Origin of the sequence: Kribbella sp. NBC_00382, assembly GCF_036067295.1 — a bacterium.
Lineage (GTDB): Bacteria > Actinomycetota > Actinomycetes > Propionibacteriales > Kribbellaceae > Kribbella.
This window is the reverse complement of sequence record NZ_CP107954.1, coordinates 3,663,048-3,689,913: the sequence shown is the minus strand read 5'-3', so window position 1 is coordinate 3,689,913 and position 26,866 is coordinate 3,663,048. Positions and strand designations below refer to the sequence as shown.

General features: G+C 66.8%; 30 protein-coding genes. 14 read left to right on the top strand and 16 right to left on the bottom strand.

Annotation, left to right across the window (positions count from 1 at the left end):
* Window positions 1-55 precede the first annotated feature (55 nt).
* The 4 genes from OHA70_RS18055 to OHA70_RS18040 are packed head-to-tail and all read right to left on the bottom strand — an operon-like array spanning window position 56 to window position 5,082.
* Window positions 56-2,161 carry an alpha-galactosidase gene (locus tag OHA70_RS18055; protein ID WP_328334017.1) on the bottom strand — a complete coding sequence of 702 codons (2,106 nt, stop codon included), beginning with the start codon at window positions 2,159-2,161 and terminating at the stop codon, window positions 56-58.
* Window positions 2,158-2,964 (bottom strand): carbohydrate ABC transporter permease, encoded by an 807-nt coding sequence (locus tag OHA70_RS18050; protein ID WP_328334015.1) that lies wholly within the window; start codon window positions 2,962-2,964, stop codon window positions 2,158-2,160. The genes OHA70_RS18055 and OHA70_RS18050 overlap by 4 nt, the downstream gene beginning before the upstream one ends.
* Window positions 2,961-3,779, bottom strand: a complete 819-nt coding sequence (locus OHA70_RS18045) for a carbohydrate ABC transporter permease (protein ID WP_328334014.1) — start codon at window positions 3,777-3,779, stop codon at window positions 2,961-2,963. Before OHA70_RS18045 ends, OHA70_RS18050 begins: the two co-directional genes overlap by 4 nt.
* Before the next feature lie 10 nt (window positions 3,780-3,789).
* Complete coding sequence (locus tag OHA70_RS18040; protein WP_328334012.1) at window positions 3,790-5,082, bottom strand: ABC transporter substrate-binding protein; 1,293 nt, start codon at window positions 5,080-5,082, stop codon at window positions 3,790-3,792.
* An 81-nt stretch (window positions 5,083-5,163) separates the two neighbouring features.
* Here OHA70_RS18040 and OHA70_RS18035 point away from each other — a divergent pair, with 81 nt between their 5' ends.
* The 3 genes from OHA70_RS18035 to OHA70_RS18025 all read left to right on the top strand — a co-directional run bounded on the left by OHA70_RS18035 (window position 5,164) and on the right by OHA70_RS18025 (window position 6,998).
* Window positions 5,164-6,369 (top strand): ROK family protein, encoded by a 1,206-nt coding sequence (locus OHA70_RS18035; RefSeq protein WP_328334010.1) that lies wholly within the window; start codon window positions 5,164-5,166, stop codon window positions 6,367-6,369.
* A gap of 94 nt (window positions 6,370-6,463) precedes the next feature.
* Window positions 6,464-6,814: a UBP-type zinc finger domain-containing protein gene (locus tag OHA70_RS18030; RefSeq protein WP_328334008.1), complete on the top strand. Its 351-nt coding sequence runs from the start codon at window positions 6,464-6,466 to the stop codon at window positions 6,812-6,814.
* Between the two features lie 61 nt (window positions 6,815-6,875).
* Complete coding sequence (locus OHA70_RS18025; protein WP_328334006.1) at window positions 6,876-6,998, top strand: ribosomal protein bL36; 123 nt, start codon at window positions 6,876-6,878, stop codon at window positions 6,996-6,998.
* On the opposite strand, the gene OHA70_RS18020 is transcribed toward OHA70_RS18025, so the two are convergent.
* Window positions 6,979-7,596 (bottom strand): alpha/beta hydrolase, encoded by a 618-nt coding sequence (locus OHA70_RS18020; RefSeq protein WP_328334004.1) that lies wholly within the window; start codon window positions 7,594-7,596, stop codon window positions 6,979-6,981. The genes OHA70_RS18025 and OHA70_RS18020 overlap by 20 nt on opposite strands.
* A complete protein-coding gene (locus tag OHA70_RS18015) occupies window positions 7,589-8,551 on the bottom strand; it encodes a ring-cleaving dioxygenase (RefSeq protein WP_328334002.1) in 963 nt (320 codons plus the stop codon). Before OHA70_RS18015 ends, OHA70_RS18020 begins: the two co-directional genes overlap by 8 nt.
* A 163-nt stretch (window positions 8,552-8,714) precedes the next feature.
* On the opposite strand from OHA70_RS18015, the gene OHA70_RS18010 reads away from it, so the two are divergent.
* Genes OHA70_RS18010 through OHA70_RS18000 form a run of 3 tightly spaced genes read left to right on the top strand, consistent with a single transcriptional unit; the run spans window position 8,715 to window position 10,825 of the window.
* On the top strand, window positions 8,715-9,341 hold the full coding sequence (locus OHA70_RS18010; protein WP_328334000.1) for a hypothetical protein: 627 nt from the start codon (window positions 8,715-8,717) through the stop codon (window positions 9,339-9,341).
* Entirely contained in the window at window positions 9,338-10,051 is a 714-nt protein-coding gene (locus tag OHA70_RS18005) for a GAF and ANTAR domain-containing protein (protein ID WP_328333998.1), read from the top strand. Before OHA70_RS18010 ends, OHA70_RS18005 begins: the two co-directional genes overlap by 4 nt.
* A gap of 9 nt (window positions 10,052-10,060) precedes the next feature.
* The gene (locus OHA70_RS18000; protein WP_328333996.1) at window positions 10,061-10,825 is read left to right on the top strand and encodes a DUF427 domain-containing protein; all 765 of its coding nucleotides are present in this window, start codon (window positions 10,061-10,063) and stop codon (window positions 10,823-10,825) included.
* 3 nt (window positions 10,826-10,828) lie between these two features.
* Here the strand turns inward: OHA70_RS18000 and OHA70_RS17995 are convergent, their stop codons facing one another.
* Window positions 10,829-11,338, bottom strand: coding sequence for a GNAT family N-acetyltransferase (locus OHA70_RS17995; protein WP_328333994.1), 510 nt, complete (start codon window positions 11,336-11,338; stop codon window positions 10,829-10,831).
* A gap of 56 nt (window positions 11,339-11,394) precedes the next feature.
* Here OHA70_RS17995 and OHA70_RS17990 point away from each other — a divergent pair, with 56 nt between their 5' ends.
* Entirely contained in the window at window positions 11,395-11,886 is a 492-nt protein-coding gene (locus OHA70_RS17990) for a winged helix-turn-helix transcriptional regulator (RefSeq protein ID WP_328333992.1), read from the top strand.
* On the opposite strand, the gene OHA70_RS17985 is transcribed toward OHA70_RS17990, so the two are convergent.
* Window positions 11,879-12,916: a LacI family DNA-binding transcriptional regulator gene (locus OHA70_RS17985; protein WP_328333990.1), complete on the bottom strand. Its 1,038-nt coding sequence runs from the start codon at window positions 12,914-12,916 to the stop codon at window positions 11,879-11,881. The genes OHA70_RS17990 and OHA70_RS17985 overlap by 8 nt on opposite strands.
* Window positions 12,907-15,276, bottom strand: a complete 2,370-nt coding sequence (locus OHA70_RS17980; RefSeq protein WP_328333988.1) for a glycoside hydrolase family 3 N-terminal domain-containing protein — start codon at window positions 15,274-15,276, stop codon at window positions 12,907-12,909. Before OHA70_RS17980 ends, OHA70_RS17985 begins: the two co-directional genes overlap by 10 nt.
* 76 nt (window positions 15,277-15,352) lie before the next feature.
* Between OHA70_RS17980 and OHA70_RS17975 the strand changes: the two genes are divergently transcribed.
* The 5 genes from OHA70_RS17975 to OHA70_RS17955 all read left to right on the top strand — a co-directional run bounded on the left by OHA70_RS17975 (window position 15,353) and on the right by OHA70_RS17955 (window position 21,558).
* Window positions 15,353-16,705, top strand: coding sequence for an extracellular solute-binding protein (locus OHA70_RS17975; RefSeq protein ID WP_328333987.1), 1,353 nt, complete (start codon window positions 15,353-15,355; stop codon window positions 16,703-16,705).
* A complete protein-coding gene (locus OHA70_RS17970; RefSeq protein ID WP_328333985.1) occupies window positions 16,702-17,625 on the top strand; it encodes a carbohydrate ABC transporter permease in 924 nt (307 codons plus the stop codon). The genes OHA70_RS17975 and OHA70_RS17970 overlap by 4 nt, the downstream gene beginning before the upstream one ends.
* Window position 17,626: 1 nt before the next feature.
* The gene (locus tag OHA70_RS17965) at window positions 17,627-18,451 is read left to right on the top strand and encodes a carbohydrate ABC transporter permease (protein WP_328333983.1); all 825 of its coding nucleotides are present in this window, start codon (window positions 17,627-17,629) and stop codon (window positions 18,449-18,451) included.
* 228 nt (window positions 18,452-18,679) lie between these two features.
* Window positions 18,680-20,581 (top strand): heparinase II/III domain-containing protein, encoded by a 1,902-nt coding sequence (locus OHA70_RS17960; protein WP_328333981.1) that lies wholly within the window; start codon window positions 18,680-18,682, stop codon window positions 20,579-20,581.
* Between the two features lie 77 nt (window positions 20,582-20,658).
* Window positions 20,659-21,558 carry a hypothetical protein gene (locus OHA70_RS17955; RefSeq protein ID WP_328333979.1) on the top strand — a complete coding sequence of 300 codons (900 nt, stop codon included), beginning with the start codon at window positions 20,659-20,661 and terminating at the stop codon, window positions 21,556-21,558.
* Here OHA70_RS17955 and OHA70_RS17950 read toward each other — a convergent pair.
* Window positions 21,544-21,711 carry a hypothetical protein gene (locus tag OHA70_RS17950; RefSeq protein WP_328333977.1) on the bottom strand — a complete coding sequence of 56 codons (168 nt, stop codon included), beginning with the start codon at window positions 21,709-21,711 and terminating at the stop codon, window positions 21,544-21,546. The two genes, OHA70_RS17955 and OHA70_RS17950, sit on opposite strands and share 15 nt — an antisense overlap.
* A gap of 84 nt (window positions 21,712-21,795) precedes the next feature.
* On the opposite strand from OHA70_RS17950, the gene OHA70_RS17945 reads away from it, so the two are divergent.
* Window positions 21,796-22,512 (top strand): GAF and ANTAR domain-containing protein, encoded by a 717-nt coding sequence (locus OHA70_RS17945; protein ID WP_328333975.1) that lies wholly within the window; start codon window positions 21,796-21,798, stop codon window positions 22,510-22,512.
* A gap of 24 nt (window positions 22,513-22,536) precedes the next feature.
* Here OHA70_RS17945 and OHA70_RS17940 read toward each other — a convergent pair whose 3' ends face one another.
* The 5 genes from OHA70_RS17940 to OHA70_RS17920 are packed head-to-tail and all read right to left on the bottom strand — an operon-like array spanning window position 22,537 to window position 25,543.
* Window positions 22,537-23,232 (bottom strand): GAF and ANTAR domain-containing protein, encoded by a 696-nt coding sequence (locus OHA70_RS17940; RefSeq protein ID WP_328333973.1) that lies wholly within the window; start codon window positions 23,230-23,232, stop codon window positions 22,537-22,539.
* A 17-nt stretch (window positions 23,233-23,249) separates the two neighbouring features.
* The gene (locus OHA70_RS17935; RefSeq protein WP_328333971.1) at window positions 23,250-23,594 is read right to left on the bottom strand and encodes a hypothetical protein; all 345 of its coding nucleotides are present in this window, start codon (window positions 23,592-23,594) and stop codon (window positions 23,250-23,252) included.
* The gene (locus OHA70_RS17930) at window positions 23,581-23,874 is read right to left on the bottom strand and encodes a hypothetical protein (RefSeq protein WP_328333969.1); all 294 of its coding nucleotides are present in this window, start codon (window positions 23,872-23,874) and stop codon (window positions 23,581-23,583) included. Before OHA70_RS17930 ends, OHA70_RS17935 begins: the two co-directional genes overlap by 14 nt.
* A 2-nt stretch (window positions 23,875-23,876) precedes the next feature.
* Window positions 23,877-25,106, bottom strand: coding sequence for an NRAMP family divalent metal transporter (locus OHA70_RS17925; RefSeq protein ID WP_328333967.1), 1,230 nt, complete (start codon window positions 25,104-25,106; stop codon window positions 23,877-23,879).
* The gene (locus OHA70_RS17920; protein ID WP_328333965.1) at window positions 25,103-25,543 is read right to left on the bottom strand and encodes a hypothetical protein; all 441 of its coding nucleotides are present in this window, start codon (window positions 25,541-25,543) and stop codon (window positions 25,103-25,105) included. Before OHA70_RS17920 ends, OHA70_RS17925 begins: the two co-directional genes overlap by 4 nt.
* An 81-nt stretch (window positions 25,544-25,624) precedes the next feature.
* Between OHA70_RS17920 and OHA70_RS17915 the strand changes: the two genes are divergently transcribed.
* Window positions 25,625-26,590, top strand: coding sequence for a TIGR03557 family F420-dependent LLM class oxidoreductase (locus tag OHA70_RS17915; protein ID WP_328333963.1), 966 nt, complete (start codon window positions 25,625-25,627; stop codon window positions 26,588-26,590).
* Between the two features lie 75 nt (window positions 26,591-26,665).
* Here OHA70_RS17915 and OHA70_RS17910 read toward each other — a convergent pair whose 3' ends face one another.
* Window positions 26,666-26,863: a CDGSH iron-sulfur domain-containing protein gene (locus tag OHA70_RS17910; protein WP_328333961.1), complete on the bottom strand. Its 198-nt coding sequence runs from the start codon at window positions 26,861-26,863 to the stop codon at window positions 26,666-26,668.
* Between the last annotated feature and the right edge of the window lie 3 nt (window positions 26,864-26,866).

The window sequence follows — 26,866 nt, the reverse complement described above, 5'->3', positions numbered from 1 at the left end:
GTCCGATCGCCCGCCTCACCCCAGCGTCGAAGACCCCACCCCGAAATCGACACCCTCACAAAACTCTTTCCAGCCGGATCACTCGGCTCGCATAGTCGCCGGTGAGGTGCAAAACCAGCCCGTACGACATCAGCGCCGCCCCGGTCAGCTCCAAGCCATCCACGGAGTAGACAGCGTCAGCGTCCAGCCCGCGCAGCTGCAACGGCCGTGGAACGCTGTCGAACTGCTGGGCCTCCTGGTACGCCAGTACGACGGACTCCGCACGATCCGCGCTCACGTACTGAACGGCAGACAACTCCCGCCCCGGCACCCCCAGCCGGTACTGCGTCCCGTGCTGCACCAGCGGCCGGATGACCTTGTACTCCGCGACAAGCTCCCGCGCCAACGCCAGCTCATCAACACTCCACGCAGCCAGGTCGCCCCCGATCCCCAACACCCCAGCCATCGCCACGTGGAACCGATACTCCAACGGCACCCCGACCCGCTTGTTGATGAATGAAGGCTGATCCGTCACCCAGCAAGCCATCGTCCGCGCCGGATACACCTGACTGAACCCGTGCTGAATGGACCGTCGATCCAGCGCATCCGTGTTGTCCGACACCCAGAACTGGTCCGACCGCGCCATCATCCCGAGATCGACCCGCCCGCCCCCACCCGAGCACGCCTCGAACGCCACCCCCGGATGCTTCTCCCGCAGCACATCGAGAATCGAATAGACAGCAGTCACATGATCGAACCAAATCCGCCCCACCGCCCCAGGAGCAGACGGCCACCCCGCATCAGCAACAGGCCGGTTCATATCCCATTTCACGAACTGCAAGTCATGGGCCGACAGCAACGAATCCAGCTCACGCAAAACCCACTGCGCCACGTCAGGCCGAGCCAAGTTCAGCACCAGCTGGTTCCGCATCAACGCCGGCGACCGTCCCTCGAACCGATACACCCAGTCCGGATGCGCCCGGTACAGATCCGAGTCGGGATTCACCATCTCCGGCTCGACCCACAACCCGAACCCCATCCCCAGCTCATGCACCTCGTCGATCAGCGGCTCCAACCCGCGAGGAAACCGCTCCCGGGAAACCCACCAATCCCCAAGCCCGGCCGCATCCGAGGACCGCCGCCCGAACCACCCGTCATCCAGCACAAACAACTCGCACCCCAACGAAGCCGCCTGCCGAGCCAATCCAAGCTGCCCCGCCTCATCCACAGAAAACCCGGTCGCCTCCCAAGAGTTGAACAACACCGGCCGGTCCTCCGCAGCCCGCGGCAACACCTGCCCCAACGCATACGCATGCCACATCCGGCTGACCCCGCCAAAGCCAGCAGCACTGAACAACCCCGAACTCACCGGCGTCTCCAGTACCTCCCCCGCTGCCAACCGCCGCGGCCCGAACCCTTCATGCCCCCACCCGAAGAGCACCTGCGCCGGCTCCCCCAGCTCCCGCTGAGCCAGCAACCGCCACGACCCACTCCAATGCAACGCGGCGCTGTAAACCCCGCCAAAGTCCTCAGTCGCAGACCCATCGTCGATGGCAAACCAAGGATTCGCATGATGCGAAGTAGTCCCCCGCCGGCTCTCCAACACGAACCGCCCATCAACCAACTCCACCCGCCGCAGCAGAGTCTCCGCGGCCCACCGCCCGGTCAGATGCGAGAGGCGATGCCGCTCCCATTCCGGCATCACCCACGCCGCCGAGTCGAAGCGATGCACGTCGACAACCCCAGGCCCATTACGCAACGAGGCCCACCGATCAATCACGTCCGTGTCCTCATAAACCCGGTAATGCAGGCTAACGCTCACCTCGTACCGCTGTACGTCGAACATCAACTCCACATGATGCTCGTCATGCACCAAATGCCCGGCCAACGTCCATTCCGTACTCCGAACAGCCCCCGGAAACTCCAACGACAAAGCAGCCCGCCCGAACTGCAGCCGTCCCTCCAACGGGTACTCCTCATGCCCATTGGCCGCCGACCGAAAGCTCGGCCACTCAACCGCCAGCCGCCCCGCCATCCCGGCCGCCAGCACGACAGCATCGGCCGACGCAATCCGTGGACCCCAATAGCAATGCAGCGGAATGTCATCGGCCCCGCAGTACGCCGCGTACGTAGTACCGGGTGTCTGGAGCACCAGCACCCCATCGGCGAAGCTGACGCTCACTTGACCGCCCCCGCCGTGAGCCCGGCGACGAACTGCTTCTGCAGCGCCACGAAGAAGAGCAGCACCGGCAACGAGGCCAGGAACGAGAACGCGTAGAGCGTGCCGAAGTTCGTCGAGTACTCCCCGACCGACCGGTAGACGCCGACTGTCACGGTGGTACCTGCTTCCGGGCCGAGGATGATGAGTGGACTGAGGAAGTCGTTCCAGACCCAGACGCCGAGGAAGATCAGCACGCTCGCCGCGGCCGGCCGAAGAGTCGGGAAGACGACCTGCCAGAACAGCCGGAACCGGCTCGCGCCGTCGATGCTCGCCGCCTCCTCCATCTCCACCGGCACGGTCCGGATGAAGCCGGCGAAGACGAAGACGCCGAACGGCAGGTAGTACGCGACATTGCTGCAAACCACGCCCGCGACCGAGTTCATCAATCCAAGAGCACCGAGCACCTGGGTGATCGGCTGCAGGATCACAGCGGGCGGAATCATCAACCCTGCCAGCAACATCAGCATGGCCGGCTTCGTCCAGCGCGCCTTCGAGCGCACCAGATAATGCGCGAGCATCGCCGACAACAGCGTCAACAGCACCACCGAGAACACGGTGATCTGGATGCTGTTGAGCAACGCCGACCAGTACAGGCCGTCTTCGCGACCCAGTACCGCCTGCAAGTTCGCGCCCGTCAAAGGACCGAGGGGCGACGACTGGATTTCGCCAGCAGGCTTGAGCATGCCGTTGACGAGACGGTAGACCGGGAAGAAAAACACGGCCGCTAAGGCGATCGCGGCAACCGGCCGCAGTGCCGCCCTCACAGCTCCACCTCACGACGCTGCAGCAGCCGCAGGACGACACCGCTCAGCAGCACGATGATCGCCAGCATCACCGTCGCCTCGGCCGCGGCGAACCCGATCCGGTCGCCGCGCACGCCTTTCTCGATCACGTCGAAGGCGATCGACGCGGTGGTGTTGCGACCGGGGCCGCCGTTCGTCAGTACCAGGATGTGCTCGTAGACCTTGAAGCCGCTGATCAGCAGCATCACCGTGTTGATCGTCACCGACGGCGCGATCATCGGCCAGGTCACCGACCGGAACCGCCGCCACCGCCCGGCACCGTCCACGGTCGCCGCCTCATACAGCTCCTTCGGTACTGCGTTCAGCCCCGCGAGGTACACCACGACGCAGAACCCGAGCAGCTGCCAGCAGAGGATCCCGCTGATCGAGAACAACGCCATCCCCGGATCCGCCAGCCAGGGCCGGAGCAGGTTCTGCCACATGACGCTGACTACGATGCCGCTGAGGATGACCGGGGTGAAGAACACCGAGCGCAGCAACCGGTAGAGCAGCGTGTCCCGGTCGAGCAGCATGGCCAGCGCCAGGCCGAGTACGTTCGGCACGATCACGACGATCGTGGTGACGACGAAGGTGTTCTTCAGCACCAGCCAGAACTGGTCGTCCTGCGCCAGCCGCTGGAACTGGCCGAACCCCACGAAACTGGTCGCCGGGTCGAACCGGTTCCGGTCGGTGAAGCCGAGCACGACCGTCCAGACGATCGGTACCAGCACCAGGGCGGCGTACAGGAACAGCCCGGGCAGAGCGAAGCCGGAGAACTCGCGAGCACGCCGCAGCATGGTCAGCCCCTCACTTGAGTGCGGCGTATTCCTTGTCCAGCTTGCCGATCACGGTCTTTGCATCCGACTTGCCGGTCAGCAGCTCGACCGCGAGTTGCTGGACAGGCACGGTCAGATCGGCCGGCAACCCGTTGTCGCCCTGCTCGATCGAGAGCGCCGGGGTCACCGTCTTGTCCTTCACCGCCTGGTTGTAGATCGCCAGCGTCTGCTGGAACAGCGGACCCATGTCGGCCGGCGGTTGGTACCCGGCGACCGTGTTGAAGGTGCCGTCCGCCTTGGTGAAGGCGTCCGACGTCTCCTTGTCCTTGGTCCACTCGAGCGCGAACTTCTTTGCCAGGTCGACGTTCTCGGCCTTCGCGCTGACACTCAGCCCACCACCGGTCAGCGTCGGTACCACCGCCTTGCCGTCGTCGGACGGCCAGGCGAAAACCCCGACCGCGAACTTGGGCTTGTCGTTGTCCGCCGAGGTCGCGAACCACGACCCCATCGGGTACATCGCGGCCGAGCCGGCCCGGAAGGCCTTCTCGTGATCGGCGTACGAGCGGCTGGTGCCCTTCGGGTCCAGGTAGCCGAGCTTGGCCAACTGCGCGACCTTGTCGGTCGCCTTCACGAACAGCGGGTCGTCGAACGTCTTCGACCCGTCGGTGATCTCTTTCGAGAACCCGGGATCGCTGAGGTAGACGTCGGTACCGACCGTGCCGACCCAGCTGTACATGCTGGCGAAGGTGTCCTGCCCGCCACCGCCGACCGCGATCGGTGTGATGCCGGCCGACTTCAGCTTGGCGCAGGCCGTGAGGAGTTCGGTCCACGTCTTAGGCGGGGCGGTGATACCGGCCTTCGTGAAGTCGGCCTTGTTGTAGTAGAGCAACGACTGCGGCTGCGCGTTGGTGGGCAGCTGGTAGACCTTGCCCTTGATCGCGCCCGACTCCGGGCTGGCGAAGTCCTTCAGCTCGTCCTTGCTGAAGTCCGCGAGCTGGCCGCCCTCAGCGAAACCCTGCGGGTTGACCGCGAGCATGATGTCCGGCAGTTGGCCCGAGCTGGCGAGCTGTTTGGCATACGTCGTGCGGTCGACGTTCGGCGTGACGAGCTTCTTGATCTTGACGCCCGGCACCTTCTGCGAGACGCGGGCGATCGCCGAGTCCCACAGCGAGGCCGGCAGGTTCGGCGTCTCGAAGGTGAGCATGGTCAGCTCGACGTCGCCACCCGCCGCGCTGTCCTTCGCCTTGCCGCCGCTCGTACAACCAGCGACCGTTACTGTCAGAAGGGTCGCCACCGCGACAACGCCACTCCACCGTGCAGCCATGAGCGGACCTCCGGGTCAGCCGATACAATAAGCAAGTCAATTAGCAATATCGACGCGGCGAGCATAGGGACGAGATCTCGGATGAGTCAAGACACCAGGGCGGGCGGACGGCTGGGCGACTCGTCGTTGCTGCGCAGGCTCAACCTCTCCGCGGCCCTGAGCGCCTTCGTGAACGCGCCGAGCCTGACGCTGCGCGAGCTCCGCGTGGTGGTCGGCGTCTCCCGCCCGACCGCCGAGGACCTGCTCGCCGAGCTACTCACCGAAGGCCGCGTCGAGGAGACCGCGCCACCGCGCACGACATCAGGCCGCAGCGCCGGCCGCCCGGCCCGCCACTTCAAGTTCCGCGCCGAGTCCGGCTACGTCAGCGGTATCGACATCGGCGCCCACAAGGCGATGGCCGTCGTCACCGATCTGCGCGGCAACACCCTGGCCAGCCACCGAGTCGAACTCGACCCCGACCTGCCGGCGAAGGACCGACTGCAGGCGGCGATCGACACCACCAAGGCCTGCTGGACCGACGCCGAGCTGGAGCCGACCGCGATCACCGGCATCGCCTGCGGGATCACTGGAACGCTACGGGCGGCGGAGGGCGTGTCCGACGTACGGGTCGGACCGGTCGGGTCGGGGCTGGCGCCGTACTCACTGCCTGGCTTCACCGAGATCGACGTGGCACAAGCCCTTTCCAAGGGCCTCGGCCAGACCGTCGCCGTGGCCAATGACGTGAAGCTCGCCGCCTTGGCCGAGCACTGGAAGGGCGCAGCGCAGGACCATCGGGACATCGTCTACATGTTCGCCGGACATCGCGCGGGCGCCGGAGTACTGATCGATGGACAGGTCCATCAGGGTCGGCATGGAGCCGCCGGTGAGATAGGCGCTCTGCCGATGCTCGGCTGGGAGGCAGCCGTCGACCGACTGCATGCTCGCGGTGCCGCTTTGGCCGCCGAGGCCGGCGCTCCACCCGGCCGCGAAGGCGAGTTCGTGATCGCCTCGGCCGCCTTGCAGGACACCGAGAGCCTGCGCGTCTTGATCGAGTTTGCCGAGGTACTGGCGCGCGGCGCGGCCGTCCTGGCACTGGCCGTCGACCCCGAGGTCGTCGTCCTGGGCGGCGGTATGTCGCGCGGAGGCGCGATCATCGCCGAACCGTTCCGGCGCGAGCTGGCCAAGTTGACCCTCGTGCCGCTCGAGGTGGTCACCTCGACGATGGGCGCCGACTCGGTCGCCCTCGGCGCGGCCCGGCTAGCCCTCGACACGGTCTTCGCCGAGCTGCTGACCGTACCCGGTAGTTAATAGGCAGCCCTCTTGTCATTATCTCCAATCCGGAGAGCCCGGAAACCCTTGTGTCAGGCTTGGTGCTGCGAGTCACCGACGGAAGGACATTGGGATGACGAACGACGCCGGGATCCGGCCTGAGGTCGCGCCTTCGGGGCCGGGCTGTGTCGAGTGCACCGACGGTGGCGGCTGGTGGTTCCACCTGCGCCGCTGCGCCGAGTGCGGGCACATCGGCTGCTGCGACAGCTCGCCCGAGCAGCACGCCAGCGCGCATGCCGCGGAGACGGGCCACCCGATCATCCAGTCCTACGAGCCGGGCGAGGACTGGTTCTGGGACTACACCACCGAGCAGATCGTCGAAGGCCCCGAGCTGGCCCCGCCGGGCAACCACCCGGTCGACCAGCCGACCCCTGGCCCGGAGGGCGCAGTACCGGCCGACTGGGTGCAGCACATCCACCAGTAGGGAATGCTCAGCCGCAGATCCCTGTTGCGTCTCCTGCAACCCGCAACAGGGAGGATGCACGATGAAGGTCAAAAGGTCTCTGCGAGCACTCAAGTCCAAGCCCGGCGCCCAGGTGGTGAAGCGCGGCAAGACGGTCTTGGTCCTCAACCGCAAGAACCCCCGCCTCAAGGCCCGCCAGGGCTGACGAACTGCCTGATCCTCGGCAACTGACGGGGATCGATGGTGTGGCCGCCGTCGAAGCCGACTACTTCGACGGCGGCACTCCGCCGGCGCAGATTGCCGGCCAGGATCTGAGTCTGTCCGGCCGTCGCCATCGGATCCTTGTCACCGTTGACGATCAGCACCCGCTTGCCGGCCAACGTGTCATCTTCCGGACCTGGGTCCGCGAACGGCACCATCGCAGCGAGCAGCACCGCCCCTGCGAGCGCGTCAGGGTGCCGGAGCAGCATCGCGGAGGCCATGTTCGCGCCGTTGGAGAAGCCGACCGCCAGCCACGACCCAGCCGGTACGCCGTACTTCCCCTCCGCCCAGGACAGGAACTCGGCCAACTCATCAGCCCGCGCTCGCAGGTCGTCCTCGTCGAAGACGCCCTCCCGGATGCGCCGGAAGAACCGCGGCATCCCGTCCTCGAGCACGGTCCCGCGCGGCGACAACACCGGCGAGCCGGGCGATATCTGGTCGGCTAGCGGCAGCAACTGCTCCTCGTTGCCACCAGTGGCGTGCAGGAGCAGCAACGGCGGCGTACCGGTTCCCGGCAGCCAGACGTGCGGCCGCTCACTCATCGAGCGGAGCCGCCGGAAGCCGGAGGGCCGGCAGCGAGTTCTGGATCTGCTCCCGGTTCGGCTCGAGCCACGGCGGCAGCTTGAGGTGCTGCCCGAGCTCCAGCAACGGCTCGTCCACGGTGAACCCCGGCTGGTCGGTGGCGATCTCCAGCAGGACGCCACCAGGCTCACGGAAGTAGATCGAGGTGAAGTACTGCCGATCCAGGATCTCCGTGACATGAATCCCGGCCTCGAGCAGCTGCAGTCGCCACTGCGCCTGCGTCTCCTGATCCGGCGCCCGGAACGCGATGTGATGCACGGTCCCGGCCGCCTGGAACCCGCGAGCTTCCTTGCTGGGCAGGACATCCACCGCAGTACCTTGCTGCCCACCGCCCATCACCAACCGCGTGCGGTCGGACGTGTTGTGCCCGTACTCCATCCCGAGCATCCCGGCCAGCATCTGCTCGGTCGGCTCCAGCTCAGCCTCGGTCATCGTCACCGAGTACAACCCACGAACCGCGCTGTCCGCCGGTACTGCGGCAGCCCCGTCCCACCCCGATCGCGTGTCACCGTCGGACGCGACCAGCTCGATCACCAACCCGTCGGGGTCGCGGAACCGGAGTACCTCCTCGTCGGACCGCGCGACCGGGTCGTCCGAATCCACGCCGAGGTCCTTGAGCCGCTTCTGCCACCAGCCGAGCGCCTCCGGCGGGATGCTGAACGCCGTCGCCGTCGTCATGCCGGTGCCCTGCTGACCCGATTCGGCGCCGGGCCAGGCGAAGAACGTGAGCAGCGTCGACGGGTTGCCGGACTCGTCGCCGTAGTACAGGTGGTACCGGTCGGAGGCGTCGAAGTTGACGGTCTGCTTCACCAGGCGCAGGCCGAGCACGGTGGTGTAGAAGTCGACGTTGCGTTGCGGATCCTCCGCGATGGCGGTGACGTGGTGCAGGCCGTGCGGTGCGAGTGCGGCGGACATCAGGTGGTTCCTCTCTCCCGGGACGCACTCCAGCTTGCCCCTCGGACGTCCGGCTGGATAGTCGTGATCTCAATGTCATCGTCTGGATGACATCACCACTTGTCGCCCATTCGATGACGTGTTAGAACACTGCCGGGAACCGGTGACGCCTGGGGAGGTACAGATGCCGAGCGACGATGACATCGCTGCCTCGTTCGAGGCTGTCCGGACGACGCTGAGCCGGCTCGGCAACGGCGCCGAACCGGCTGACCTGCTCAAGGCGCTGACCACTCTGCGGGAGCTGCGCGAAGACCTGGCCGGCTGGGAGCCGACCCTGATCGAGGCGGCCCGCGACAGCGGCGCCAGCTGGGCCGAGCTCGCGCCCGCGCTCGGAGTCGCCAGCCGTCAAGCCGCCGAACGCCGGTACCTCCGCCTGAAACCCAACGAGGACGACCCCGGGATGACCGGCGAGCAGCGGATCCAGGCGACTCGCGACGAACGCGCGAGCGAACGCGCCCTCGCCGACTGGGCCCGGGACAACGCGGCCAACCTGCGCGCGCTGGCCGGCCAGGTCGCCGCGCTGGACGACCTCGACGCCTCGACCCGGGCGAGCGTCGAGCGCATCCACGATGCCCTCGGCGAGGACGACACCACCGCGCTGCTCGACCCGCTGACCAGCGCCGGCGAAGGGCTCCGCAAGGACCATCCGCGGCTGGCCCGGTTGATCTCCGACCTGAGCGAGCAAGCTAGCGCCGTACGAATTGCCCTCCAGCGCAGGACCCGCCGCCCGGAAGGGGAGGAAGGCCGATGACCGCAGAGCAGCACCCCACGGCTGATGCGTTCGCGCGGCTCGCCGTGGAGCTCCATGACACCGACGGTGTCGGCGAGACCGTCGAGGCCGTCGTGCAGTTCGCCGTCCAGGCCCTGTCCTGCCGGTACGCCGGAGTGGTGCTCAACGAGCACGGCCGAAAGCTCTCGATCGCGTCGGTGACCGCCCCGGTGATCTGCGAGCTCTACAACCTGCAACTCGAGGCCGCCGAGGGTCCGCTGATGACGTGCCTCGAGACCCGCGGGCCGGTCTGGGTCGACGACGTCGCGGCCGAGGAGCGCTGGTCGCCCGAGTGGTCGCGGCTGGCGGACTCGATCGGCATCCGCAGCATCCTCCACCTGCCGCTGACTTCGGCCGAGCGACCGGTCGGGGTGCTCAGCTTCTTCAGTGAGCAGCGCAGTGGCTTCGGCCCCGACGACCTGGCTGTAGGGCACATCCTGGCCCGGCACGCCTCGATCGCGGTCGCCAACGCCCGCAACGAGGAGACGATGGCCCAGGCCGTCGACGCCCGAAAGCTCGTCGGTCAGGCGATGGGCATCCTGATGGAGCGCTTCGACCTCGACGGCGACCGGGCCTTCGAGGTGCTCCGCCGCTACTCCCAGGACAGCAACACCAAACTCCGCGACGTGGCCCAGGAGCTGATCGATACTCGTAAGCTTCCACGGGCTGGTGGAGCCGCCGCTCGGCAGTAGCTTGGACGTATGCCTGACTACCCCGCGTCGATCGCTCAAACAGACCACATCGAGCCGGCACCACGGCGGATCCGGGCGATGCTCGGGTCCCAGGTCGTACTGGACACCACTCGAGCGGTCTACCTGTGGGAATGGCCCAACTACCCGCAGTACTACATCCCCGTCGCCGACGTGACGCCCGGCGTACTCGTCGACGAGGACCATCCCCAGAAACTGAAGCGCGGTACTGCGAGACGCCACGCGCTCCAAGTCGGCGAGATCCACCGCGCGGCCGCCGCCCGTGTCTACGGCGACGACGCTATGAGCGGCCTGTCCGGCATGGTCCGCTTCGAGTGGGACGCCCTGGACGCGTGGTTCGAGGAAGACGAGCAGATCTTCGTCCACCCCCGCAACCCCTACACCCGAGTCGATTCCCTGCGCTCCACCCGCCACCTCCAGGTCTCCCTCGACGGCCTGGTCCTCGCCGACTCCTCATCCACCGTGATGGTCTTCGAGACCGGCCTCCCGACCCGGTACTACTTCAACCGCACCGAGGTCGACTTCACCCACCTGGAACCGACCGACACCCAGACCGCCTGCCCCTACAAGGGCAACACCACCGGCTACTGGTCCGTCCGCTCCGGCTCCACCCTCCACAAGGACCTCGCCTGGGCCTACGACTTCCCCACCCTCGCCCTGCAACCCATCGCCGGCCTGATCGCCTTCTACAACGAGAAGGTGGACATCACCATCGACGGGGTGGCCATCGATCGCCCGGTCACGCACTTCTCCTGAGAACTAGTTGACGCTGGCGAAGAAGTCAGCGGCCGGGATGGTGAAGTTGAGAAGCGCGCCGTCCCGCTCGGCGGCGGCGGTCGGCCAGCGACGGCGGACCATCCGGAGGACCTTGTCGTTCATGGCGCTGACCATGACGACGAACTGAGCCGCGCCTGAGGCCAGCGCATCGCGGGCGGCTTCGGTCAGCATCCGTACGCCGAGACCGCGGCGCTGCTCCGGTACGGCGACGATCAGGGCCAGCTCGGCCGTCGGAACGGTCGCGCCTTTGACCCAGGCCCACATCGCGTGGCCGACCACCTCGCGGTCGCGCTCGGCCACCCAGGCGGCGCCGTTCGGGCAGACGAGCTGCTGCACCAACGCCGGTCGCGGTGGCTTGCCGATCGCGGTCTGGAACCGCATGTACAGGCTGAAGTCAGGCATGCCGTCGAGCATCCCGGCCAGCGACTCGACGTCGGGATCGCCCGCTCGCCGGAGTACCAACTGCTGCGGCCCCACCTGAGTCTGATTCACGGATTCAGCTTCACCTGGGTTGGCTGAGTCTGTCAAGTAGACGTAGCCTGGGAAATATGAGCACCCAGGCGGCGGTACCGGAGGCCATGCACTGGTCGACCGAGAACTGCACGATCTCCCGGACGATGGAGATCCTCGGCGAGAAGTGGACGTTCCACGTCCTGCGGGAGGTTTTTGTCGGGGTCCGCCGGTTCGAGGACATCCGCGCCCGGGCGAACATCCCCCGCCAGGTCCTCACCGACCGGCTGACCGCCCTGATCGACCGCGGCCTGCTCCGCCGCGAGGCCTACCGCATCCCCGGCCAGCGCGAACGCTACGAATACCGCCTCACCCAGGCAGGCCTCGACCTGTACCCGGTCATGGTGGCTCTGGTCCAGTGGGGCGACCAGTACCTGCCTCTCGACGGCGGCCCACCCCTGCTCCCCGAGCACCGAGGCTGCGGCGGCCGCGTAGAAGTCACCCTCCACTGCGAAGCCGGCCACACCCCCACACCGCGCGAGGTCGCGTTCCGCCCCGGCCCCGGCGCTACCCCACGCGAGATCAGCTGACGGGAATGCGGGCCAACTCGGCGGTTGAGTCTCGGACGATCAACCGGGTGGCCAGCTCGACGTGATGCGAGTCGACCTTCTCGCCGGCGGCCAACTGAAGCGCAGTACGAAGTGCGACAGCGCCCATCTCCCGCAGCGGCTGCCGGATCGTCGTCAACTGCGGCGAAGCGAGCCGCGCGACCTGGGTGTCGTCGAAGCCGATGACGCTGAGGTCCTGAGGAACCCGGAGGCCACGCGCCCGGGCAGCCTCCATCACCCCCAGCGCGATCTCGTCGCTCCCCGCGAAGATCGCCGTCGGCGGCTCGGGTAGGTCGAGCAACTCGGCCCCACCCGCGAGCCCGTCCTCGTACAGGAACTCGCGAAGCCACACGTAATCCCTCGGTACCGAAACACCCGCCGCTTCCATCGCGCCGCGGAAGCCGTTCAACCGAGCCTGATTGCAGCCCGAACTCGGCGGCCCACCCAGGTATGCGATCCGCGCGTGCCCGAGCGACAGCAGGTGCTCCGTCGCCGCCATCCCGCCGGCGAAGTTCGTCGAGCCGACGCTCGTCACGTCAGGCTGCGCGATGCTGATCGGATCCACCACCACCAGCGGCAACCGGGCCCGCGACAACGCCGCAAGGTCCGCATCGGTCAGCTCACAGGTGATCCCGATGGCCGCCCGCCGCCCGGTCGCGGTCAACTCCCGGATCCAAGCCGCCGCCCGGCCGGTACTGCGAGACCCCGTCGGATGCGGCCGCGAACCGAGCACCACATCCACATCAGCCGCCTGACCCGCCTCGACGACCCCTTGGATGACCTCGACCGAGTAGCTGTTGAGAAACCCCTGGTAGAACAGCTCGACCGTGATCCGCTCGACCTGCTCCGGCCGGCGCCCGACGTACTCGTGCGCGCGGAGGATCTCCTGCACCCGAGCACGGGTCGACTCGGACACATCGCTGCGCCCGTTGAGCACCTTGGAGACCGTCGCGACCGACACTCCAGCAGTGGCGGCGACGGTGGCCAACGTGACCCGACCGGTCAAGCGCATCTCCTCACGACAACGGGGGTGATCATCGTACGATCGTGCCCCACCGCGCGCGTCGCACCGACTACCCTCACCAGCGCGCTGCACGGCAGGTCCGCCGACGAAGTCCCCACCAGTACTTCGAGTTCGCCCGCCTCGACGATGCGGCGCAGATCGGCCCCACTGTAAGCGGCCCGGTCCGCATGCACCTCGAACGCCACCTCCGCCGATTCGCCGGGCTCCAACGACACCCGGGCGAACCCGGTCAGCAGCTTCAACGGCCGAGCCACCTGCGCCACCAAGTCGTGCAGGTAGAGCTGCACGACCTCATCACCCCGCCGAGCACCCGTGTTGCTTACCCGCACGGTCGCACTGAAGGATCCATCGGTCGCGATCTCCTCAGCGCTGAGCTCCAGCCCGGACACCTCGAAGGTCGTGTACGACGAGCCGTAGCCGAACGGATACAGCGGCACCGTCTCCAGCCCGCTGATCCCCGCGCTCTCCACACTCCCGAGGGCCGGCTGCAGGTACGTACCAGGCTGACCACCGACATGCCGCGGGATCTGCACCGGCAACTTGCCGCTCGGGACCACCCGCCCACTCAACACACCGGCGATCGCGGCTCCACCTTCCTGGCCAGGAAAGAACGCCTGTACCAATCCAGCGGCCCGCCCGGCGATCTCACCCAAGGCGTAGGGCCGCCCAGATACGACCACCACGACTACCGGCGTACCGGTCTCGAGCAGAGCATCGACCAGCTCCCCCTGTACTCCGGGCAGCCGCAAATCCTCCGCATCGCACCCTTCACCAGAGGATCCCTGACCGAAGAGCCCAGCCACATCACCCACACAGGCGATCACCACATCGGCCTCGCGGGCCGCCGCAACGGCCGCGGCGAACCCGGATCGATCGTCTCCGAGCACAGCGCTCCCGTGCTCGTAGACGCACTCGACCCCGGCCAGCTCGTTGCTCAAGGCATCGAACAGCGTCGGCACCGAGATCCCCAGCCCGCGCTCCGGATAGCGCGGCAACACGTGATTGGGGAAGGCGTAACACCCCATGAACGTCTTGGGGTCACCAGCACAAGGCCCGATCACCGCAACCCGCTTGGCAGCAAGGCGTTCCAACGGCAGCGCACTCCCGGCGTCGAGCAACACCACCGACCGCTCAGCGATCTCCAACGCCAGCGCGCGATTCTCGGCCGAATCGAAATCGCACGAGCCAACCGAACCCTCAGGAGTCCACGACGGATCGAGCAGCCCCAGTTGCACCTTCTGCAGCAGGACTCTGCGAGCGGCGCGGTCGATCAGATCCTCCGACAGCTCACCCGACTCGACCCGCTCGATCAGGCCGGCGCCGAACCCGATCGTGTCCGGCAACTCGACATCGGTGCCCGCGGCAAGCGCCAGCGCCCCGGCCTCTTCGACCGAGGCCGCGACCCGATGCATCCGGGCCAGGAACGGCACCGCCCAGTAGTCCGACACCACCGTCCCCGCAAATCCCCATTCGTCCCGCAACACCTGCGTGAACAACCACGGATCCGCTCCAGCCGGGAGCCCGTCCAGGTCGGCGTACGACGTCATCACGGACCCGGCGTCGGCGATCGCCAGCTCGAAGGTCGGCAGGATGACGTCGAGCAGTTCCCGCCGCCCCATCGATACGGGCCCATGGTTGCGCCCAGCCCGTGAGGCGGAGTACCCAGCGAAGTGTTTCAAGGTCGCGATCACGCCAGAGCTCTGCAGCCCACGGACATACGCGGAACCCAACATCCCAACCAGGTAAGGGTCTTCGCCCATGGTCTCCTCGACCCGGCCCCACCGATAGTCACGCACGACATCGAGCACCGGCGACAACCCTTGATGAACACCGGCCGCCGCCATGTCGCGCCCGATCGCCGCCGCCATCCGCTCCACCAGCGCGGGATCGAACGTCGCACCCCAGGCCAGCGCGGTCGGATAAACCGTCGCCCCGTACGTCGTGAACCCGGTCAGGCACTCCTCATGAACGAGAGCCGGTACGCCGAGCCGCGACCGGTCGAGCACCACGCGGTGCTGGCGCAGTAGTTCCGCCTTGCCCTCGTAGACCGACAGCGGAACGCTGCCCCACACGCGGGTGAGGTGACCGAGTCCGTCCCGGCTCGCGTCGGCCAGCGACACCGATCCACCCGCTGCGAACACGTCCTGCAGCGGCGCCACATTGAGCTGTTCCTCGGCTGGCTTCTCAGTCTCGGCCATGTCGTTGCCGACCCAGCGGCTACCCAGCTGCGCCACCTTCTCGGCCAGCGTCATCGCCTGCAAAAGCAAGTCAGCGCGCTTCTCGGCCGGAAGTACGACATCACGCCACGGCTGAGTTTCGAAATGTTTCGCTGATGTCGGCTCGTTCATAACGCTTAATCTCACCCACAAATGCGAGGTATTCAAGCTCTTGACAGCAATACTCCCGAAATCTACGTTACGAAACATGACGACATCTCGGCGCAACTTCCTTCGCCTGACCGCCGGCAGCGCCGCGATCGCGGCTGGGCTCTCGGCGTGCGGCACTTCCGGTCCCAAGAGCTCCGGCAGCTCCTCCGAAGCAGGCGCGACCGGTTCCGGCGCGACCTACTGGTTCCTCACCGGTCAGCCCCAGCAGGCGATCCGTGAGGCGCAGGTCAAGCGGTTCAACGACGCGAACCCGGACACCAAGCTCAAGACCAACGAGTTCCAGAACGACGCGTTCAAGCAGAAGATCAAGACCGCGATCGGCGCCGGCCAGGGCCCGACACTGATCTGGGGCTGGGGCGGCGGCGGCCTGAAGGCCTACGTCGAAGCGGGCCAGGTCGAGGACCTGACCGACTGGCTCAACAAGGACCAGGCCGAGCTGAAGAGCTCGATCTTCCCGTCCGCGTTCACGGCGGCGACCGTCAACGGCAAGATCTACGCGGTGCCGGGCGAGACCGTGACGCCGATCGTGCTGTTCTACGACAAGCGCGCGTTCGAGAAGATCGGCGCCGAGCCCCCGAAGTCGTGGCAGGACATCATGTCGCTGGTGCCCCGGTTCAACGAGAAGGGCATCGCGCCGTTCTCGCTCGGCGGGCAGTCGCGCTGGACCAACATGATGTGGCTGGAGTTCCTGTTCGACCGGATCGGCGGCTCCGAGGTCTTCCAGAACATCTTCGACGGCAAGAAGGACGGCTGGTCCGACCCGTCCGCGCTGAAGGCGCTCGAGGAGATGCAGAACCTGATCAAGGCGAACGGCTTCATCAAGGGCTTCTCCTCGATCACCGCCGACTCCAACGCCGACCAGGCCCTGCTCTACACCGGCAAGGCCGCGATGATGCTGCACGGCGCCTGGACCTACGGCGGCATGAAGGGCTCAGGCAAGGACTTCGTCACCGGCGGCCACCTCGGCTACATGAACTTCCCGCCGTACGAAGGCGGCAAGGGCGACCCGAGCGACACGGTCGGCAACCCGGGTCAGTACATGTCGATCTCCGCCAAGGCGACCCAGGCCGAGAAGGACACCGCGAAGAAATTCATCGCCACCAACACACTGGACGACGCCACCGTGGACGCCTGGGTGAAGTCCGGCAGCATCCCGGTTGTGAAGAGCGCGAAGGACAAGCTCTCCTCCATCACCGACAAGAACGACGCCGAGTGGCTGAACTTCGTCTACGACACCGCGGCGAACGCGAAGAACTTCGCCCAGTCCTGGGACCAGGCGCTCAGCCCGACCGCGGCCGAGACACTGCTCGACAACATCGCCAAACTCTTCCAGCTGTCGATCTCGCCGCAGCAGTTCGCGGACAGCATGAACGGGGTGATCGGCAAGTGACGGCGGCCGCTCCGACTGTCGCCAAGGTCGCAGGGCGGACGACCTCACGGGCCGGTCGGAGCGGATCGGTCGCGTGGATGGCCCTGCCCGCCCTCGCGATCTTTCTGGTGTTCGGGATCGTCCCACTGGTTGGAGTGCTGCTGCTCAGCTTCACCCAATGGGACGGTCTCGGCGCCATCCACCCCGCCGGAATCTCCAACTGGCGTTCGGTGCTGAGCGATCCAGGCCTGCCGCACGCGTTGTTCGTGACGTTCGAGATCATGATCCTGTCCTGGGCCGTGCAGACGCCGATGAGCCTGCTGCTCGGCGTCTTCCTGGCCGGCCGGCAGCGCTATCGCGCATTTCTCGCCGTCCTCTACTTCGTCCCGCTGCTGCTCAGCTCGGCCGCGATCGCCATTACCTACAAGGCGTTGCTCGACCCGAACTTCGGGCTCGGCGCCGGCCTGCATCTCGACTTCCTGGCCCAGGACTGGCTCGGCAAGACCAATCTCGCGATCGGCGTGGTGATCTTCGTCGTCTCCTGGCAGTTCATCCCGTTCCACTCGCTGATCTACCAAGGCGGTGTGCGGCAGATCCCGACCACCATGTACGAGGCCGCCTCGATCGACGGCGCCGGCCGGGTCCGGCAGTTCTTCTCCATCACGCTGCCGCAGCTCAAGTACACGATCATCACCTCGTCGACGCTGATGGTGGTCGGCTCGCTGACCTTCTTCGACCTGATCTTCGTACTCACCGCGGGCGGCCCAGGGGACGCCACCCGCGTGCTCGCCCTCGACATGTACAAACGCGGTTTCCAGGCCAACCTGATGGGTCCGGCCAGCGTGATCGCCGTATTGCTCGTCCTGATCGGTCTCGCGCTGGCGCTGATCCTGCGCAGACTCGGCGGCAGCACCACGGCCAGCCAGCAGGAAGGTGCCTGAGATGCGGTTGATCCGGCGGAACTGGCTCGGCGGCGCGGCCGGCTGGCTGTGGCTGTTGATCGTGATGATCCCGCTGTACTGGATCGTCGTCAGCAGCTTCAAGGACCAGGCCGGGTTCTTCATCCAGAACCCGTTCGCACTACCGGCCGACCCGACCTTCGAGAACTACAAGCTGGTGATCGAGTCCGACTTCCCGCGGTACTTCATGAACAGCGTGATCGTCACGGCCGGCACCATCCTGCCCGCCGTCGCGATCGCCTTCATGGCGGCGTACGCGATCGTCCGCGGCGCCGGCAGCAGATTCCTGGCGGGTGTGAACGGACTGTTCCTGATGGGCCTGGCGATCCCGCTGCAGGCGACGATCATCCCGGTCTACCTGCTGATCATCAAGATGCACCTGTACGACAGCCTGCTGGCAATCATCCTGCCGTCGATCGCGTTCTCGATCCCGCTGTCCGTGCTGGTGCTGACGAACTTCATCCGCGACGTGCCCAAGGAGCTCTTCGAGTCGATGCGGGTCGACGGCGCCACCGAGTGGGGCATGCTGCGCACCCTCGCGCTGCCACTCACCCGGCCCGCGCTCGTGACGGTCAGCATCTACAACGGCCTCGCCGTCTGGAACGGCTTCCTGCTCCCGCTGATCCTGACCCAGAGCCCGGAGAAGCGGACGCTGCCTCTGGCCCTGTGGACCTTCCAGGGCCAGTACTCCGTCAACGTCCCGGCGGTCCTCGCGTCCGTCGTCCTCACCACCCTGCCGATCGTCATCCTCTACGCACTCGGCCGCCGCCAGCTCCTCAGCGGCCTCACCGCAGGCTTCAGCCGCTGAGCTGAATCCGGGCCAACGCCGCCGTATACCCCAGCAAGGGGGCACGGCGGCGTTTTCTATTTGTGCCCGAACGGATCCAACATTTTCGGTGGTTCCCGGCATCTATACGGGTAGAGCCGCACATTTTCGGCTCGAAAACACCCAGCAGACCTGATCCGGGGCAACGCCCGCCCTCAATACCGGTCTAGACCTGAATAGTCAAGACCCGAGAGCGAAGTGAGGACGGCAATGGCGCCCCGACGGCACAGACTTCAGCACGCCCTGCGGCAGGTTCGGCGGCAGCGGCTGCCGCTCCTGACCGCGGCGGTGGTCGTCGTGGTGATCGCCCTGGTCACGGTGACGATCTCACCCCAGCGGTCCTTCCACCCCGGCGGCGAGCCGAAGACCGTGGTGAGGGCGATCCCGAGTTCCACCAACCTCAGTACTCCGCCGAAGCCCGGCCAGCCGGCACCGGTGAAGGCGAACAAGTACACGTGCCCTGGCTTCAGCGGCGTCGAGACTCCCAACCCGTTGTCGACGCTCTACCAGGACAAGTTCAAGTGGGGCATCTACCCGGCGTACCAGGTGGGCAACGGGAAGGGCGACATCAACTGGCGCTCCAACCCGTACAACCAGCCGAGTTGGTACATGTGGCTGCACTCGCTGCGCTGGCTCGGCCAGGGCATCCAGGCCGCCGGGAAGGGCGACAAGGCGGCGATGGCCCGCGTCACGACGATCATCCACGACTGGGTGAACGACAACCCGTACGACTGGAAGGTCGACGTCGGCGCGCACGAGGCGACGATGCACCGCACGAACGTACTGATCTGCACCCGGCAGGCGATCCTGTCCGGGCTCAAAGTGAAGACGCTGCCCGCTAGCTATGCCTGGCTGGACAAGGCTTTGCTGGATCACGCGAGGTTCATGGAGATCAACTTCGGCGGACCCGGCAACCACGGCACCGACGAGAGCATCGCGATGTTCGGGATCGGCTGCACGCTCGACCGCGAACCGCTCAAGGAGCTCGCCCAGCGGCGGTTGGCGCGAGCGATCACCGAGGCGATCGACGAGCAGGGGTCGACCAACGAGCAGTCGACCGGGTACGCCCAGTTCAACTACTCGCTCTGGGGCCGGGCGGCGAAGGCGCTGAAGGAATGCGGCGCCGACCCCGGATCGAACATCAACACCCGCCGCGCAGCGCTTGCGAAGTGGCTCGTGATGGCAACCGACTCGCTCGGCAAGCTCCACCAGCTCGGCGACTCCGAGGTGATCGAGGCGCTTCCCGGTCACCACCCGGCGGAGCGGGTCGGGATCTTCGATGCCGGCTACATCTTCGGACACACCGGGTGGGGCGAGAAGCGGCCGCTCGCGCTCGAATCGACGTACAGCATCAGGTTCGGGCCGGCGCCCACCCTGCACGGGCACGACGACCACATGTCGATCACCTACACCTCGCACGGGCGGCAGATCCTGATCGACGGCGGGCACTCCGGCTACCAGAAGGACAAGTGGCGCGACTGGGTGCACAGCCAGGCCGCGCACAACGTGATGACCAGCCCGGAGATGGAAGGGCACCGGGTCGAGACGAAGCTGCTCCGGTCGGAGATCAAGTCGACGTCGGAGTTCTACGAGCTCGCCGACGAGCCGGCGCCGGGCATGACCCGCAACCGCTCGGTCCTTGTGCTCAAGGACCCGGACCTGATCGTCGCTCTCGACCGGGCGACCGCCGAGAACGACCAGCCGTTCGAGACGCTGTGGCACTTGGCGGAGGGGCAGCAGGTGACGGTCTCCTCGCCGACGCAGGCGGTCGCGCAGAAGCCGGGCGACAAGGTGAAGACGGTGTTGCTGCAGATCCCTTATTCCGTTGATCTTCCGGGTGATGCGATCACCGTCGAGCAGGGCAAGGACGACCCGGTCCAGGGCTGGCACTTCCCGAAGGCGACGCAGAAGGTGTCCGCGCCGACCGTCGGCTTCCACCGCAACGGGAAGTCCGCGACGATCCTGTCCCTCATCGTTCCCGCCGCTTCGAAGGCCGCTGTCAGCTACACGACCCGCACGACCGGGTCGACGTACCTGATCGACCTCACCGTCGGGACGCTGCACACGACGATCGCAGTACAGCCTGATGGAACCTTGAGCCGGCTGAAGTGAACTTCCTGGGCCTGAGCGGCTTCTAATGTGACGAGGGCCACAGGGGAGCTCTCGTGGAACCTGGGAGGGGATCCATCATGCGCACCAAGACCATTAGCCTGGCGGGGGCCGTAGTACTGACCTTCGCGCTCTGCTCGACCGTCGTACCAGCGCAAGCCGCCACCACCTGCTCGCTCAACCTCGGCTCCGTCACCGCCGCGGGAGCACAGACTTCTCGCACGATCTCCGCGACGGCGCCTGTCAGCGTCGGCACGGTGACCACCACACCCGGCGTGTTCCAGCCGGGTCCGGTCCAGCACATCAGCACCTTCCGGAACATCCCGAGCGGCACCGGCGCCGCTCGGTCCGGTATGACCGTGCACGGAAACGCCTTGTACTCAACGGCGTTCTCCACTCTCGCCAACGGTCAGATCGACCCGGCCCACCCGGTCACCGAAAGCCGGATCGGTGGCGGTTGGTCCGCGTTCCGCTGGATCGACGAGTCGATCCACAACCCGGTGGACCCGCTCGAGCCCAAGCGGACCACGCTCTACGCCCAGGACACGGCCGGCATCCTCAAGCGCTGGACGCTCGACGAGACCGGCTGGCACGGTACCGGCGGGATCGGCGGCCTGAGCGCGGCCAAGTCGATGACGCTGATCGCCCGGGAGTTCAGCTATGACGTGTTCCTGCTGAACAACCGGGCGGGCCGGCTGATGACCGTGATGGTCTTCGGCGTCTACCCGATGTCGACGTACGGGACTTCGATCCGAACCTCCAGCTGGCAGGTGTTCGAGCAGCTGATCGCCGCGCCGTGCGGCTCCGGCACGCTGATCCTCGGCATCGACCGCGACACCAAGTCGGCGACCCTGTACTCGATGGGCCACGTCAACGGCACCAACACGGTCATCAAGAACCTCGGCAAGGTCCCCGGCACCTTCACCGACCCGCAGTACTTCCGCTACACCCCGCGAAACGACACCCTACGAGGACAGTAGATCCTCGTTCGGCGTCGGCTGCGGAATCGACAACGGACTGTCGTCCCCGGGCCGGATCCCGATATCCGGGTTCTCCGTCCCGGGGTCGACCAGATCCGGATTCTCGTTCGGATCGCTCCCCGGACCGACCGGGGTAATGGGGTCAATGCTCATCGCAGTACCTCCAATTGCTGACGCGCCCCCGGTACCCACGGTCACCACCGGCAATCAGCGGCGCCTTGTGGGCATACTTTCTGCATGGAGTTCCCGCAGGACGATGGGATGGGCGCTGCCAGTGAATCGGCTGCGGATACGTTCGCGCGCCTGGCCATCGAGTTGCACGACGCGCCCGGGGTGGAGGAGACGATCGATGCCGTCGTCCAGTTCGCCCTGCAGGCGCTGAACTGCAGCCACGCCGGCGTCGTACTCCGAGGCCGCGGCACTCCGGAGGTTGCCGCCGTCACCGATCCCATGGTCACAGAGGCGTACAGCCTTCAGATCGACAGCGATGCCGGCCCGCTGATCAGCGCTTTGGAGCGTGGCACCACCGTCCTGGTACGCGACACCGGTACCGACGACCGCTGGCCGAAATGGGCCGCGAAGGTCGCCGCTTTGGGCGTCCGCAGCGTCCTCGACGTCCCCCTCGCGACCGGCAACGGCACCCGCTCGACGATCGGCGTACTCGGACTGTACTCCGCCGAGCCCGACGCCTTCAGCGAGGACGACGAAGCCATCGCCCACATCCTCGCCCGCCACGCCTCAGTAGCAGTCGCCTCAGCACGCCACGAAGAAACCATGAGCCAAGCCGTCGACGCCCGCAAACTCGTCGGCCAAGCCATGGGCATCCTGATGGAACGCTTCGACGTCGACGGCGACCGCGCCTTCGCCATCCTCAAGCGCTACTCCCAAGACACCAACACCAAACTCCGCGACGTCGCCCAGCAACTCATCGACACCCGCAAACTCCCCCACTGACCCCGGACCCGGCCGTCGAGGTCATCAGTCTTCCCGGGAGAAGTCGAGCCGACGGTCGACGACCTGCTCGGCGATCTCAGCCAACGTGGTGTCGTGGGCATAGGCGTGCGCGCGCAGGATCGCCAGGGCGTCGTCCGGTCCGATCCGCAGCTGGGCGATCACCATTCCGGTCGCTTGGTGGATGCCCGCGCGCGACGACCAGGCGCCGCTGTCGGCGATACCGTCGCCTGCCGTCGGGTCACGGAGCAAGGCGGCTCCGACCGCGTCGGCGATGAACTGCGCCGTCTCGTCGGACTCCGCGATCTGCGGTACCTGTTCGAGGTACAGGCTCAAGGTGCCGAACACCTGCTCGCCCGGCCGCATGGCGAAGCAGTAGATGGAGACCGGCCCGACGGAGCTGCGAGCTGCCCGGGTGAACTCCGGCCAGCGCCGGCCGGCCTCCGCGTCCAGGGTCGTGCGGACCGGCGTACCGGTCAGGTAGGCGTCGCGGCACGGTCCTTCGCCCAGTACGTCCTGCAGATCCTCCAGCCGCGCGGCGACCTCGTTGGTCGCGGCCAGCGTGAGCCGGCTGGAGCTGTCGTTCCTGACCGTGATGGAGGCCGCGTCGACGTTCAGGATCAGCCGGCTCGCCTCGCACAGCCGCTCGGCCAGATGCCGCTCCCGCGCTCGGTCCGCGGCAAGCCGCACCAGCCGGGCCAGTATCGCCGCACGGTCTGTCATGCCTTCAATCTACGTGCTCAGTAGCGTGCCAGCTCCGCCAGCGGCCGGAGCTCCGTCCGGGCGGACGACAGCTCGACCGCCTCCTCCGTGATCCGCGCGATGTCCGCCCAGGGCAGGTACCAGACCTCGCCCAACCTGCTCTGCACGATCGCGCGGAGCAGTGCCGGACCCACGTGCCGTTCGTATCCGAAGAGCTGGGTGACGTGCCGCTCGACGACGATCAGGCCGTCCACCCTCAGCGCAGCCTGACTGCCACCCGCGGGAAGCGGTCCGTCCTGGACCAGCCGGACATCCGCGACGCCGCCGATCCGCTCACCCTGGCGGTCGAGCACGCTCCTGCCGAGCAGCTCATTCAGGCGCATGGCCGGCTCCAGGGATCTTGTCGATGATGTGCCGCTCGACCCAGTCGTCGCCGCGGGTCAGGTCCAGGTCGCCACGCACGATCTTGACGGCCGTGTCGACCTCCATCACCTGTACTGCGGGAATCCGCTCCCGTCCGGCGATCAGCGCCGAGACGACCGGCGGGTCGGCCGCCAGGTCCAGCTCGACGTCGTCGACCTTGCCCAGCAACTCTCCCGACGCCTGGTCGATCAGTTGCCGATCCAGTAGATGCAACTGCGCGTGCAACACTTTTCCGGCCACCGTCATCGCCCCGCTTTCGTGATGATCATCAGTGGAATCGCCGCGATCGATGCCACCAGCAACAAGCCGAGATAGATCAGGCCGAGGAAGTTCCGCACCCGGCCGTTCACCTGGTCCCGCATGTAGTCGGGATCGTTGGCGATGATCAGGATCGGCAGGTAGGTCAGCGGCAACGCCATCGCGGCGAACACCACGGAGTACTCCGTCACCAGCACCGGATCCACCATGGTCATCAGGGTCAGGATCGCCAGCAACAGGCAGATGATCATCACCAAGTGGAAGCGCGACGCCTGCCGCGGCCGGACGAACTTGCCCCACTGCCAGCCGAAGTACTGCGCGATCGTGTACCCACACGACAGCGACGTCTCGAGCGCCGCCCCGAAGGTCGCTGCGAACACCCCGATCAGCACGACCGCGAGCCCGAGCTTGCCGAAGGCAACAGCCACCGGCAGGGTCACCTGGCTGAGCGTCTCGACGTGGATGCCCGCGGGCAGGTACAGCACCGCCGCACACCCGGCGATCGCCAGCGACAGCAGCCCACCGAGCGGGAACCCGATGAACACGTTCGACCGCTCGGTGGAGAGATCGCGCTTCGTCCACTTCTCCTCCACCCCACCGGAGGAGAAGAAGAACACCTCGTACGGTGTCATCGCGGCGCCGAACAGCGCGATGGCGTAGTACGCGTAGGTCGCCCAGGTCTCGTGACCGATCGGATGCGGGTTGGCCGCCTGATGGACGAGCTGGCCCCAGTCCGGGCCGAGCTTCCAGAGCGCGACGGCGAAGATGATCAGCAGCAGTCCCATCAGGCCGAACACCGTCTCCAGCTTGGAGAACTTGACCCGCCAGATGACCAGCCAGACCGCGAGCGCGGCGAGTGGCGCCCAGAGCAGGTAGTTGACCCCGCTGGCCAGCTCGAAGGCCAGCGCGACACCGCCGATCTCCGCGATCAGGGTCAGCAGCGTGACAAGGAACGACGCGACGAGCGTGACGAGGCCGGTACGCCGGCCGAGCCGCTCGCGGATCAGGTCGAACACCGGACGGCCGGACACCGCGACGACCCGGCCGGACATGTCGGCGTACAGGCAGATCCCGATCACGCCGACGATGACGACCCAGCTGAGCCGCATCCCGAACCGGGCGCCGACGAGTGCGTTGGTGACCAGGTCGCCGATGTCGACGAAACCGCCGATCGCGGTCAGGATGCCGAGCGTGACGGCGAAGACCTTCTTCACTTCGCCGTCTCCCCCAGCCGGCGCAGTCCCTCGGTGGTGCCGGCCAGCTCCTTCACCAGCTCGGCCACGCCGCCTTCGTCGCCGTTCGTCAGCGCGATCCGGAGGTCGGTGACGTTGCCCGCAGCATCATCCAGCGTCTTGGAGACCTGGTCGTAGGTCTCGCGGGAGGCCCGGGTCGTGGGTTGCTGCTGGTCGAAGGTGCTGCTGACCTGGCCCAACGCCTTCTCGGCCTCGCTGACCAGCTGGGTGGCCGGCTGGGACCAGAGCTTGTGGTCGAGGAACGACTGGCCGGCCAGTTCCGCAGTACCGGCTGCCGATGCCGCCTCTCGGGCCGCTCGCGCGCCTTCGGAGCGCAGCTGCTGGTCCGGGTCACCGCAGCCGACCGCAATCGCGATGGTCAGGCAACCAACGCCGCACCACCCGATGACTCGTCGCACGCGGGATCAGTACCCACTGCTATGCGTGCTCATGAATAGAGCGGGGCACCGGGGAAGTACCGACCAAATCTTGGAGGCGACGTGAAGATCGGCTACTTCCTGTCCAGCGAGGAGTACACCCCGGCGCAGTTGATCGAACAGGCGCGGCTGGCCGAGGAGTCCGGCTTCGACGGCTTGTGGATCAGCGACCATTTCCATCCGTGGAACGACGAGCAGGGGCAGAGCGCGTTCGTCTGGTCGACGATCGGGGCGGTCTCCCAGGTGTGCGAGCTGCCCGTGACGACGGCGGTCACCTGCCCGACGGTACGGATCCATCCGGCCGTCATCGCGCAGGCGGCGGCGACCAGCGCAGTCCTGCTCAACGGACGATTCCGGCTCGGGATCGGTACCGGCGAGGCGCTCAACGAGCACATCTTCGGCGACGCCTGGCCGACCGTCGATGTCCGGTTGGAGATGCTCGAGGAAGCCGTCGAGATCATGCGCCGACTGTGGACCGAGGACGGCTTCATCAACCATCGTGGCAAGCACTACACGGTCGACACCGCACGGATCTATACCCGGCCGGACTCGCCGCTGCCGATCTACATGTCCGGCTTCGGGCCGGAGGCGACCGACGTCGCCGCGCGGATCGCCGACGGCTACATCACCACGATGCCGGACAAGGAGCTGCTTGAGCGGTTCCGTACAAACGGCGGCGGGGCCAAACCGGCACAGGCGGGCTTCAAGGTGAGCTACGCCCCCACCGTTGACGAAGGCGTGGAGCAGGCCCACCGGATCTGGCGAAACGCAGGCGTGCCGGGCGAACTGGCCCAGGTCCTGCCCTCCCCACGGCACTTCGAACAGGCGAGCGACCTGGTCGCCAAAGAGCAGACCGCCAAGTCGGTGGCCGCCGGCCCGAAGGCGGACGACCATCTCGAGGCCTTCAAGCCGTACGTCGAGGCCGGCTTCGACGAGATCTACGTGGCGAACATGGGCCCGCACTCGGTCGACATGATGAAGCTGTACCGCGACGAGGTCCTGCCCGAGCTGCGCCGCTCAGGAAAGTAACGCGGCCGCCGCACGGAGGTCATCGACAAAGAGCCCGAAGTCGCGTCGATACTCCTCGGATCCACGGATTTACTCCTAACGGCGCTTCTTGATCAGGCTATGGGTGCCGTCGCACAGCGGCTTCCGGGCCGACTTTCCGCAGCGGCACAAGGCGATTGTGGCTCGGCCGGGGTCGATCAGCTCGCCGTTCTCGTCGCGGAGCTCGAAGTTGCCTCGGACAATCAACGGCCCGTCCGCATAGGCCTGGATCTCGGCAGTATCGAAGTTATGCACGGG